This window comes from Providencia sp. PROV080, from assembly GCF_033688105.1.
GTDB lineage: Bacteria > Pseudomonadota > Gammaproteobacteria > Enterobacterales > Enterobacteriaceae > Providencia > Providencia zhejiangensis.
The window spans coordinates 2,498,204-2,510,695 of record NZ_CP096346.1; the positions used below are offsets into that span (position 1 = coordinate 2,498,204).

12 protein-coding genes are annotated in these 12,492 nt (G+C 41.5%); 9 read left to right on the forward strand and 3 right to left on the reverse strand.

The features are described 5' to 3' along the window. The first annotated feature begins 33 nt into the window (after positions 1-33). The gene (pspF, locus tag M1F03_RS10990; RefSeq protein WP_251464312.1) at positions 34-1,062 is read left to right on the forward strand and encodes a phage shock protein operon transcriptional activator; all 1,029 of its coding nucleotides are present in this window, start codon (positions 34-36) and stop codon (positions 1,060-1,062) included. A gap of 86 nt (positions 1,063-1,148) precedes the next feature. On the opposite strand, the gene umoC is transcribed toward pspF, so the two are convergent. After that, on the reverse strand, positions 1,149-1,577 hold the full coding sequence (umoC, locus tag M1F03_RS10995; protein ID WP_154623861.1) for a lysozyme inhibitor LprI family protein: 429 nt from the start codon (positions 1,575-1,577) through the stop codon (positions 1,149-1,151). A gap of 210 nt (positions 1,578-1,787) precedes the next feature. On the opposite strand from umoC, the gene M1F03_RS11000 reads away from it, so the two are divergent. The 8 genes from M1F03_RS11000 to gstA all read left to right on the forward strand — a co-directional run bounded on the left by M1F03_RS11000 (position 1,788) and on the right by gstA (position 10,014). Further along, positions 1,788-2,396, forward strand: a complete 609-nt coding sequence (locus M1F03_RS11000; RefSeq protein ID WP_163861993.1) for a hypothetical protein — start codon at positions 1,788-1,790, stop codon at positions 2,394-2,396. 368 nt (positions 2,397-2,764) lie between these two features. Next, positions 2,765-4,450: an ABC transporter substrate-binding protein SapA gene (gene sapA, locus M1F03_RS11005; RefSeq protein WP_154622756.1), complete on the forward strand. Its 1,686-nt coding sequence runs from the start codon at positions 2,765-2,767 to the stop codon at positions 4,448-4,450. Then, on the forward strand, positions 4,447-5,412 hold the full coding sequence (gene sapB, locus M1F03_RS11010; RefSeq protein ID WP_154622757.1) for a putrescine export ABC transporter permease SapB: 966 nt from the start codon (positions 4,447-4,449) through the stop codon (positions 5,410-5,412). The genes sapA and sapB overlap by 4 nt, the downstream gene beginning before the upstream one ends. Continuing rightward, positions 5,399-6,289, forward strand: coding sequence for a putrescine export ABC transporter permease SapC (gene sapC / locus M1F03_RS11015; protein ID WP_154622758.1), 891 nt, complete (start codon positions 5,399-5,401; stop codon positions 6,287-6,289). The genes sapB and sapC overlap by 14 nt, the downstream gene beginning before the upstream one ends. Next, positions 6,289-7,284, forward strand: coding sequence for a putrescine export ABC transporter ATP-binding protein SapD (sapD, locus tag M1F03_RS11020; protein ID WP_154622759.1), 996 nt, complete (start codon positions 6,289-6,291; stop codon positions 7,282-7,284). Before sapC ends, sapD begins: the two co-directional genes overlap by 1 nt. Then, a complete protein-coding gene (sapF, locus tag M1F03_RS11025) occupies positions 7,284-8,087 on the forward strand; it encodes a putrescine export ABC transporter ATP-binding protein SapF (RefSeq protein WP_272661236.1) in 804 nt (267 codons plus the stop codon). The genes sapD and sapF overlap by 1 nt, the downstream gene beginning before the upstream one ends. A gap of 150 nt (positions 8,088-8,237) precedes the next feature. Then, the gene (gene fabI / locus M1F03_RS11030; RefSeq protein WP_154622761.1) at positions 8,238-9,026 is read left to right on the forward strand and encodes an enoyl-ACP reductase FabI; all 789 of its coding nucleotides are present in this window, start codon (positions 8,238-8,240) and stop codon (positions 9,024-9,026) included. 382 nt (positions 9,027-9,408) lie between these two features. Continuing rightward, positions 9,409-10,014, forward strand: a complete 606-nt coding sequence (gene gstA, locus M1F03_RS11035; RefSeq protein ID WP_251465294.1) for a glutathione transferase GstA — start codon at positions 9,409-9,411, stop codon at positions 10,012-10,014. 48 nt (positions 10,015-10,062) lie between these two features. Here gstA and pdxY read toward each other — a convergent pair whose 3' ends face one another. Further along, positions 10,063-10,926, reverse strand: a complete 864-nt coding sequence (pdxY, locus tag M1F03_RS11040) for a pyridoxal kinase PdxY (protein WP_251464314.1) — start codon at positions 10,924-10,926, stop codon at positions 10,063-10,065. A gap of 247 nt (positions 10,927-11,173) precedes the next feature. Next, complete coding sequence (gene tyrS / locus M1F03_RS11045; protein ID WP_154622763.1) at positions 11,174-12,448, reverse strand: tyrosine--tRNA ligase; 1,275 nt, start codon at positions 12,446-12,448, stop codon at positions 11,174-11,176. Positions 12,449-12,492: the final 44 nt, after the last annotated feature.

The following is a 12,492-nucleotide window of genomic DNA, read 5'->3' on the forward strand; positions in this document are numbered from 1 at the left end:
GGTCAATAAAACCAACTATTGGTGAAAATAACCATGAAAAATACGAACGATATCATTATTGGTAATTCTTCCAACTTTTTAGATGTACTTGAGCGAACTTCAGAACTGGCCAAACTTAATAAACCTATATTAGTTATTGGTGAACGAGGAACCGGAAAAGAGCTCATTGCAGATCGTCTGCATTATCTTTCACCTCGCTGGCAAGAGCCTTTTATCTCTCTCAATTGCAGCGGACTCAATGAGAATTTACTGGATTCTGAATTATTTGGCCACGAAGCGGGATCTTTTACAGGCGCTCAAAAACGACATCAAGGCCGCTTTGAGCGCGCCGATAAAGGCACACTCTTTCTCGATGAGCTGGCTACTGCGCCCATGTCAGTACAAGAAAAGCTCCTGCGCGTTATCGAATATGGTGAATTAGAACGAGTAGGCGGTAGCCAATCATTAAAAGTTGACGTTCGTCTGGTGTGTGCAACTAACGCAAACTTACCGATATTGGCGAAGGAAGGCCGCTTCAGGGCAGATCTACTCGATAGGTTAGCGTTTGAAGTCATCCGCATACCACCATTACGTGAACGAATATCTGACATTATGTTGCTCGCGGAGCACTTTGCTATCGCCATGAGTGGTGAACTAAAACGCCCTTATTTCACAGGTTTTACCTCTACGGCCCAACAGGCCTTAGAGCAATATTCATGGCCCGGCAATATCCGTGAATTAAAAAACGTTGTAGAGCGTTCCGTTTATCGTCATGGAAATAAAGAAGCGCCTGTTGATACTATTATTTTTGACCCATTCGGCGAAAAACTCGCTGAACTTTCAGATACAAATACGCCAATAGTGCATAAGTCTATATCCCTTCCTTCTTTACCGTGTAATTTACGCCTTTGGCAGCAACAAAGTGAAAAACAATTAGTCGAGCAAGCTTTGCAGCAGAGTCAATTTAATCAACGAAAAGCGGCTCAACGATTATCTCTGAGCTACGATCAAATCAGAGGTTTAATTAAAAAGCATCAGATTGAACTTAATTTAAATTTTGATAACGATAAGTTTTCTAATTGAAATCATATTTAATTTATTCATTATTTTTGTAAAATAACACATCAGTTGAGTAAGTCTAAACAATCGGCTTACTCATCATCAATGCATTATTTTTCTTGTAATGTTTTCGTTCTCATTTCTGTTTGCTCTATTTGACAAGCGAGATAAATATCGCCTGCGCCACTCCCCCCTAAAAGGGTATCTGATTGACGTTGGCATTCGCTATTACGATATACGATAAAATCTTTTTGCGATGTCGCCAATGATTCAAGTGCTGGTTTAGTGGCGCTAGAATCAACGGCAGCTAAGCTTTCTCTGGCTTTTAACAGAGATTCATTCATATTTTTTTCTGCAACAACTAATTTGACTTTTAAACAATCCGCTATTTGTGTCCGTGGATTATCACCTATTTCTTGGTAACATTGCGCTAATGAATTCGCTATATTTCCGTTTGCAGCGAATAACATACTTGAATAAGATAATAATAACGTAGTTAAAATAATAGGCATTGTTTTTTTCATATTGTTAATATTCATATATCACTCTACTATTATCTAATATATTGAGATTTAACCACCTCAACACCAAATGAGTAAAATTACGTACAATCAAATAAATATAAAATAATTCATAACGAAAATATATGACATTTACTTTAATTTAATTTATATCGATAACAATTGAATTTCTAACTTACTCATTATTTGCACTTATAACTGCTTATGACTACTATTTGAGGGTAATAAATGAAAATCATTAAACAAGTGACCTTGTTTTTTTTATTTATGGGTCTTACCTACTCTGTCAATGCCAATAGTATTATCGAATCCCTCTCGTTCTGCGATCATCGGTTTTTTGATAAAGTCAAACACGATTCGCAACTTGATACCCTTCCTCAAAATATCACGCTTTCACAATTATTTAGTGATTCCGGCCTCACCATTCCACTGCAATACACGACCGAAGAAGGCATTGAGTTGACTCGTTTTGTGGCTATCGCGATTGACCTCGAGCGTGACAACAAAATTTCGAATAATAAAATTGATGAAACCTTTTATTATTGGGGGTTTGAAACATCGCTACCTGAACAGGAGGTCATTCAACGTTTATCCACCCAGATCCCACTCACTGAGGGAGGTGAGTTTTATGTCGCTAATTCAATGATAAGAGATGCTATTTCAGCGCCTTGGCAAAAAAATCTAACGCCGATTAGTCGTATCTCCCCAACAAATGACTGGGCAGAAAAACTCTTTTTTATTGAAGCAAACAAGGAAAGTGGGATCGTCAGGATAATGTGTACTTTACAGGGTAATGTGAATGAGAATGATTTGAAAACAGTGGGTTTAATCAATTAACTCTCACACAGACTAGCTAAAAACCACTTTAAACCCATAGTTTTTAGATAAAAAAAAGCCAGCACCCATGCTGGCTATAAAAAAACACTGGAAGCAATGTGAGCAATGTCATGCCAGACCGTAAGCTTTTCACTTAGGTGGCAAAGCGAATGATAATAGTTATCAGTACCATTTGTAAAGCTTTTTAATGAGATTTTTTCTCATTAAAAAGTAATAATATGATTTTAAAAATAATTATATTTTCTTTTTAGATAATTTTTCATCATAATCATTGGTATTAGAACGAAAAATAAGCACAATTTTGCTTATACCCTGTTGAACCATTTTTACGATACAATACGTTTTTTAAGGTTAACGATATCAGTGCTATGCGCCTAATAACTCTTTGGCTTCTATATACTCTTTCACTAACAGCTCAGGCTCTTAGTGGCAATATGTCATACAAAGATACCATGGCAAACGATGTTCCTGAGAACATCCGCCAAAATGGCTTTATCTATTGTGTTAATGGCATTGTCACCACATTTAATCCACAGTTAGCGAGCAGTGGCCTGATCGTTGATCCTTTAGCAGCACAAATCTATGACCGTTTACTGGATGTTGACCCTTTTACCTATCGGCTAATTCCGGAGGTTGCCTCTAAATGGGAGGTTCTTGATAATGGTGCCACTTACCGATTAACACTGCGTAAAGACGTAAAGTTTCAAGAGACGCCGTGGTTTACACCAACACGTAATATGAATGCGGATGATGTCGTTTTTAGTTTTTCCCGCATGTTTGAAGTCAATCACCCCTATCACTATATCAGTGGGGGTCATTACCCCTACTTTGATAGCTTGCAGTTTGCTAATAGTGTGCAGAGTGTCCGTAAATTGAATAACTACACTGTCGAATTTCGTCTTAATGCGCCCGATGCTTCTTTCTTATGGCATTTAGCCACACACTATGCCCCCATTTTGTCAGCCGAGTATGCAGACCATCTTTCTCGTATTAATCGACAAGAAATGATTGATTGGCGTCCAGTAGGAACCGGCCCATTCCGTTTTGATGATTACCAAGCAGGACAATTTGTTCGCTTACTGCGTAACAATCACTATTGGAAAGGTCAGCCTCGTATGGAGGAAATTGTTATCGATATGGGAGCGGGTGGCACAGGGCGCATATCAAAATTACTAACGGGTGAGTGCGATGTACTGGCTTATCCCGCAGCTAGCCAACTTTCTGTCTTACGTGATGACCCTCGTTTACGTATTTCGATGCGTTCAGGTATGAACATTGCTTATTTAGCGTTTAACACTAGCAAACCACCGCTTAACCAATTGAAAGTACGTCAAGCGATTGCTTATGCAATTAATAATGAACGTTTAATGCAATCAATCTACTATGGTACCGCGGAAACAGCAGCTTCTATTCTTCCTCGCGCGTCTTGGGCTTATGATAATCAAGCCAAAGTAACAGATTATAATCCTGAGCTATCAAAAAAGATGCTACAAGAACTAGGTCTCGAAAACCTGACCCTTGATTTGTGGGTGCCTATCTCCTCACAATCCTATAATCCCAGCCCACTTAAAATGGCAGAGCTTATCCAAGCCGATCTAGCACAAGTTGGGATTACCATGAACATTCGTTCTGTTGAAGGGCGTTTTCAGGAAAACCAATTAATGGATCGCTCCCATGATATGACCCTCGCTGGCTGGGCAACTGACAGTAACGATCCCGATAGTTTCTTCCGTCCGCTGTTAAGTTGTGCCGCGATAGCCTCTCAAACCAATTTAAGTCATTGGTGTAGCCCCTCTTTTGATGAGATATTGCATAAAGCTTTATTGACAGAACAACTTGCCGCTAGAATTGATTATTATCATCAAGCACAGCAGATATTAAGTGATGATTTGCCTGTTTTACCCCTAGCCTATTCTTTACGTTTGCAGGCATACCGTTTTGATATGAAAGGATTAGTGATCAGTGCATTTGGCAATACCTCGTTTGCTGGCGTATACCGAGATATGAGTGAATATGCTCAAAAAATCAAACCTAAACAGGAGCAGCAACCATGATCATCTACTCGCTGCGCCGTATACTGTTGCTATTAGTTACCGTCTTCTTCCTTTCTTTGGTAAGTTTTAGCCTCAGCTACTTTACGCCTAATGCGCCTTTAAGTGGTGCCTCATTAGTTGATGCTTATTTATTCTATTTCGATGGTTTACTCCATTTCGATTTTGGCGTTTCCAGCATTAATGGCGAACCTATTACCGAGCAATTAAAGGATACCTTCCCCGCCACCATGGAGCTGTGTATTTTAGCCTTCATGTTTGCTCTCATCGTCGGTATTCCTCTTGGTATGATCGCCGCATTTTGGCGCAATAAACCTGTTGATGTCGCAATCAGTACGTTTGCATTATTAGGCTTTTCGGTGCCTGTATTTGTACTCGCATTAGTACTCACACTGTTCTTTTCATTGCGCCTCGGTTGGCTCCCCGTTTCTGGACGTATTGACCTTCTCTATAATTTAAAGCCGATTACTGGCTTTGCATTAATCGATGCTTGGCTTTCTGATTCACCTTATCGCCAACAGATGATTATCAATGTGCTAGAACATATGGTGCTTCCTGTATTAACTCTCGCGTTAGCACCAACAACCGAAGTCATTCGCTTAGTGCGAAACAGTACCGAGGAAATTGCCAGCGCAAACTATATAAAAGCCGCTGCAACGCGTGGGCTATCAAGGCTGACGATTATTCGCCGCCATATTTTTCATAACGCAATTCCCCCCATTATTCCTAAATTAGGCTTACAGTTTTCTACCATGCTAACATTAACCATGGTGACTGAAGTCGTATTTAACTGGCCCGGACTAGGCCGTTGGTTGGTGACAGCGATACGCCAACAAGACTATTCCGCTATTTCAGCAGGTGTCATGCTAATCGGAGCCTTAGTGATTGCCGTTAACGTGTTATCAGACATTTTAGGTGCGATGATGGATCCGTTAAAACATAAGGATTGGTATGTCCTCAGATAATTTTTATCGTGAACAAAAAATGCCTTCCCCAACGCGGGTAGTTTGGAATATTTTTTCATCTGATATTATTTCGATGATTGGCTTCTATGGCGTATTGTTTTTATTAGCCCTTTCTTTTATAGGCAGTTACCTCGCACCTTATACTATCGACCAGCAATTTCTAGGTTATCAATTACTGCCGCCCTCTTGGTCTCATTACGGTAATGTGGCATTTTTTCTGGGTACAGATGACCTTGGAAGAGATATCCTTAGCCGGCTTATTCTGGGTACTAAATCCACTTTCGGTGCGGCTCTATTGGTAACATTTATCGCCACCATGATAGGGCTGGTGCTTGGTTGTCTTGCCGGTATGACACGCGGTTTAAAATCCGCCATTTTTAATCATATACTCGATACCCTTCTCTCAATTCCCTCTCTGCTACTTGCAATTATTGTCGTGGCATTTATGGGGGCGAGCTTACAAAATGCGATGCTGGCTATCTGCTTAGCCTTGATCCCTCGCATGGTCAGAACCATCTATGTCGCCGTTCACGATGAGCTGGATAAAGAGTATATTGTTGCGGCACGTCTTGATGGCGCTTCAAATATTTTTATTTTGTGGTATACCGTATTACCTAACATCACCCCGATATTAGTCACCGAATTAACCCGAGCGCTCTCTATTGCCATTTTAGATATTGCGGCTTTAGGATTTCTTGACCTTGGTGCACAATTACCCTCTTCAGAATGGGGCGCTATGCTCGGTGATAGCTTGGAACTGATCTATGTTGCACCTTGGTCTGTGATTTTACCTGGCGCTGCCATTATGATGAGTGTCTTATTCGTCAACTTATTAGGCGATGGTTTACATCGAGCCATTAATGCGGGGGTTGAATAATGCCTTTACTAGACATCCGCAATTTAACCATTGAGTTTATGACCGCCAATGGCCCCGTCAAGGCGGTTGACCGTATTTCTATGACGCTGACCGAAGGTGAAGTTCGAGGCTTAGTCGGTGAGTCAGGCTCAGGTAAAAGCTTAATCGCAAAAGCCATTTGTGGGGTAACTAAAGACAATATTCGCGTCACGGCAGACCGCTTTCGTTTTCAAGATATCGATTTATTAAAATTGAGTCCGCGTAAACGCCGAAAACTAATTGGTCACAATATCTCGATGATTTTCCAAGAGCCGCAATCTTGCCTTGATCCTGCTGAGGATATTGGCAAACAATTAATACAAGCCATCCCAAGATGGACGTATAAAGGCCGTTGGTGGCAGCGATTTAATTGGCGAAAACGTCGTGCTATTGAACTGTTACATCGTGTTGGTATTAAAGATCATAAAGATATTATGCGTAGCTACCCTTATGAACTGACCGATGGTGAATGCCAAAAAGTGATGATCGCTATCGCTATTGCTAATCAGCCTCGTTTATTAATTGCTGATGAACCCACTAACGCGATGGAATCCACGACGCAGGCACAAATTTTTCGTTTACTCGATAAGCTAAATCAAAACAATAACATGACTATTTTATTGATCAGTCATGATATGGAAATGATGTCAAAACTCGTCGATAGAATTAATGTGCTTTACTGTGGGCAAACCGTTGAAAGTGCCACACCTGAAGATATTCTACAGCGACCTCATCACCCTTATACGCAAGCACTTATTCGTTCAATACCTGATTTCGAAAGCCCTATTCCGCATAAAGGACGGTTAAATACGTTACCCGGTGCGATCCCATCACTGGAGCATTTACCCATTGGCTGTCGCTTAGGCCCTCGATGTCCTTATGCTCAACGAACCTGTATCGTGGCACCCCCTTTACGTAATATTAAAAACCATCTATTTGCTTGCCACTACCCGTTAAATACGGAGGAACCAAACTGATGGATACCTTACTTGAGGTACGTAACCTCACAAAAACATTTCGTTTTCGTGAAGGGTTATTCCGCCGATATGAATTAGAAGCCGTTAAACCGTTAAGTTTTAATCTGCAAGCAGGGCAAACTTTAGCGATTATTGGCGCGAATGGTTCAGGAAAATCAACACTGGCGCGCATGCTATCAGGTGTCACTGAACCGACCGCGGGTGAAATTATGATCCGCGGTCATCGACTTAGCTATGGCGATTATAGCTATCGTAGCCAGCGGGTGCGTATGATATTCCAAGATCCTAGTACCTCATTAAACCCACGACAACGTATTGGGCAAACACTTGAATTACCGTTAAAGCTCAATACTGATTTGACCGGAATTGAACGAGAACGCCGTATTATTCAAACACTACGGCAAGTAGGCTTATTAGCCGATCATGCAGAATATTATCCGCATATGCTAGCATCTGGGCAAAAACAGCGTGTTGCGCTCGCAAGGGCACTGATTTTACAACCCGAAATTATTATTGCGGATGAAGCATTGGCTTCACTCGATATGTCAATGCGTTCACAAATCATTAACCTCATGTTGGAACTACAGGCCAAACAAGATATTGCCTATATTTACGTAACCCAGCATTTAGGGATGATGAAACATATTAGCGATAAAATGCTCGTCATGGATAAAGGCATTGTTGTCGAACGGGGCAATACCGCTGAGGTACTCGCATCACCACTTCATGATGTGACACGCCGATTAATTGAGAGCCATTTCGGTGAACCACTATCCATTGATGCATGGCGCCAGGATATTTGACTGCTCCGAGGAGAACAGCAAAATACCCTTCTTAATGTAATACATGGTAAGATATCGATAATTCGTCAATAAGGAACGCGAAAACTACCCAAGGCACGGTGTCTTCTGGTATATTCGCGCTTTCAATAGAAAATAAACAAGGATAATGCTATGGGTTTTTTAACCGGCAAGCGCATTCTAATCACTGGTGTTGCCAGTAAATTATCAATTGCATACGGTATTGCTAAAGCAATGCATGATCAAGGCGCTGAACTGGCGTTCACTTATCAAAACGAAAAATTAAAACCGCGTGTTGAAGAGTTTGCTGCATCTTTAGGCTCTAACCTCGTTATTGAATGTGACGTTGCTGTTGATGCAAGTATTGACGCTCTGTTTGCTGAATTAGGAAAATCCTGGCCTAAATTTGATGGCTTTGTCCATTCAATCGGCTTTGCTCCAGCAGACCAACTCGATGGTGACTATGTTGATGCGGTCACTCGTGACGGCTTCCGTATCGCTCACGACATCAGTGCTTATAGCTTTGTTGCAATGGCAAAAGCATGTCGTGAAATGCTGAACCCAGATGCCTCTCTGTTAACGCTGACCTACTTAGGTGCTGAGCGTGCGATCCCTAACTATAACGTCATGGGCCTGGCAAAAGCCTCTTTGGAAGCTAATGTGCGTTATATGGCCAATGCTATGGGTCCTCAAGGTATCCGTGTGAACGCGGTTTCTGCCGGTCCAATCCGGACACTAGCGGCATCTGGTATTAAAGATTTCCGTAAAATGCTTGCGCATTGTGAAGCTGTAACGCCAATCCGCCGTACTGTCACGATCGAAGATGTTGGTAATACAGCCGCCTTCCTGTGCTCTAACCTTGCAGCCGGTATTACTGGTGAAGTCGTTCACGTTGACGGTGGTTTCAGCATCGCTGCGATGAATGAGTTAGAACTAAAATAAGTGTCAGTTTATCTTGAAACGCCATCTTATGATGGCGTTTTTCTTATTAACGTCCAATAGCAATCTTTCTTTTATATCGCTAATATATCGCTAAGGTGAACGATAATCATAAAAGTCACGCTCACCAATCATGGCTAAGCCTTCCACTCCCCTGTATACATCATTAATCACGCCTCCATTTAAGCTGGATATCTTCAAGATCAAAGCAAGGAACAATCGTAATTATTTATTGATATCGCGCGATTTATCGGTTTGCATTAAGCCAATTAACTATTTTGCGATTAAACTGACACCTTAAAGCAAATTCTTTCCCGCCAGTCATGATATACTCTATAAAATATGTGTCTTCTGATTGCCAACATAACTATTTAGGAGTTTTATGATGAAATTGTATTATGCTCCCGGTGCTTGTTCTCTTTCTCCTCACATTATCTTGCGCGAAACAGGGCTGGACTTCAGCATTATACGCGTCAATTTAAAAGATAAAACAACGGAAGATGGCCAAGATTTCTTAGCTATCAACCCTAAAGGGCAAGTTCCTACCTTGATTTTAGATGATGGTGAACAGTTGACGGAAGGTGCAGTGATTGTGCAATATCTCGCTGACCAAAAACAAGATAGACATTTAATCGCCCCTGCTGGCACGATGAAACGTTATCATCAACTTGAAGCACTGAATTTTATTTCCACTGAGCTACATAAGAATTTTGCGCCTTTATTCACACCAGGAACCCCTGAAGAATACAAGCAAATAGCCAAAGCAACTCTCTCAAGAAAATTCCAATATGTTGATGATGTATTAGCTAAACAAGCTTTCTTTGCAGATGATAGCTTTACTGTTGCAGATGCTTATTTATTCACCGTGAGCAATTGGGCAAAATTAGTGGGTGTTGATATTACTCACTTGAAACATTTGACTGAATATTGCGGCAAAATTGCTAAACGTCCTAAAGTTCAAGAAGCATTATCGGCTGAAGGGCTGATCTAATTTATCATAGCGCTTCATCACTGGAGCGCTATGTAAACGATAAAAATATTAATCGAGTTCTGTGGCGCAAAATTTATGGTTTGGCGTCACTAATTTATCTTGAGCCGCCACTAACTGAAGCTCATACTCGCCCATTTCTTTGGTGGTTAGCATCACTTCATACACTGCTGCAGTAACATGTTCCAGAGCTTTTGGTAAACTTGCGCCTTTTAATAAATTCACCAACATTAAACCGCTGGTTAAATCACCTACGCCCACGGGCTGTTTTTCGCCAAAATCAACCAGTGGACGACTTACATGCCAACTGTGTTCAGCCGTCACTAAGATCATTTCAAAACGATCAGCACGATAGCCAGCTCGGCTCAAATGTTTGACTAAAACAATTTTAGGTCCTTTACGACACAATTGCCGTGCCGCATGTACCGCCTGCTCTACCGTTACAATCGTTTCACCTGATAACGTTTCTAACTCTAGTAAATTAGGCGCAATCACATCACTCATTTGTAGGGCTTGCAGACAAAGAAATTCAGCCACTCCCGGTGCAACAATACAACCTTTTTCAGGATGCCCCATTACTGGGTCACAAAAATAAATTGCTTGTGGATTAGCCGCTTTGACTTGCTTAACAATCGATAGAATATCCTTACCTTGTTCCGCTGAGCCAATATAGCCACTTAGGACAGCATCACATATTTCCAGTTTATGAATTTTGGCTAAACCACTGGCAATATCTGTCAAATGCTGAGCTGGAAAAACCGTTCCCGTCCACTGTGGATACTGCGTATGATTCGAAAACTGTACAGTGTTAAGTGGCCAAACATCGACCCCCATACGGCACATAGGAAATACCGTAGCACTGTTTCCAGCATGACCGAAAACTACGTGGGATTGAATTGAAAGAATACTTTTCATGGAAAATCCAAGGATTTATTATGACGAATGAAGAGAAATTAGTGATTAGCCATTGTCGATATACGCTAATAATTCAGAGACATAGCATTGGTGACAAACACTGCTTGCTATTGTTATCTTGCCAACTGTCGATGCAAAGCAATCCGTAAAGCACGTTAATACATCACACCTGCCAAGTAGCTTGAACTATCACAAGTACAAATAGCCCGAGATTTTCTCGGGCTATTATCACAACGGTTAGTCAGAGTTATTTCCAGTTGATTAAACAGTCGTTTTTCTTACCACGACGAATCAATGTGAAACGACCGAATAAGCGGTCAGAATCATTAAATACATACATAGGGTCAGTTTGTTTCTGACCATTAATGGCAACGGCATTTGAGCTAATCGCTGTTCTTGCTTGGCCACGTGATGGTGTTAGCTCTGAATCAACTAATGCTTGTTGTAAGTCCGCACCATTTTCAAGCGTAATACATGGCATACCATCTTGAGCAAGCTGTTCAAAATCCGCCTCAGTCAAATCAGAAACAGCGCCTGAGAAGAGACTTTCAGTAATACGACGAGCAGCCGCTAAGCCTTCTTCACCGTGTACCAGTCGCGTGACATTTTCAGCCAAAACATATTGTGCACGTGGAGCTTTACCACTGTTTTTATCTTCTTCTTCTAAGGCGTCAATCTCACTTAACTCCATGAAAGTGAAGAACTTCAAGAAGCGATAAACATCGGCGTCTGCGGTATTGATCCAGAATTGGTAGAATTTATATGGGCTTGTTTTCTTCGGATCAAGCCACACTGCCCCACCTTCTGTTTTACCAAATTTTGTCCCGTCAGCTTTTGTGATGAGTGGCACCGTCATACCAAAGACTTGGTTTTGATGTAAACGACGGGTTAAGTCGATCCCAGAGGTAATGTTACCCCATTGGTCTGAACCACCAATTTGTAATTCTACGCCGTGCTCTTTGTTCAGATTTGCAAAGTCGTAGCCTTGGAGTAAGTTATAAGCAAACTCAGTAAAAGAGATACCTACATCATCACGATTTAGACGCTGTTTAACGGCTTCTTTATTGATCATCTGGTTAACAGAGAAGTGTTTGCCGATATCACGTAAGAAAGTCAGCACATCCATTTTGCCAAACCAGTCATAGTTATTGGCTAATTTAGCGCTGTTATCGCCACAATCAAAACTCAGGAAAGGCGAAACTTGATTACGGATTTTTTCCACCCACTCTTGGACGGTCTCTGCGGTATTTAATTTACGCTCAGAGGCTTTAAAACTCGGATCACCAATCAGACCCGTCGCGCCACCGACCAACGCCACAGGCTTGTGCCCGGCTAGTTGGAATCGTTTTAAACACAGCAAGGGAACCAGATGTCCCAAATGCAAGCTGTCGGCGGTAGGGTCGAAGCCGCAATAGAGAGAGATAGGGCCTTGCGCCAGTCTCTCTGCTAACGCATCCTCATCCGTTACCTGGGCAACGAGGCCCCGCTCTTGCAATTGTTTAATCAGGTTATTGCTAGACATCAATGACTCCATCAGTTGAATTTTGTCTATCTATTTTTAATAAA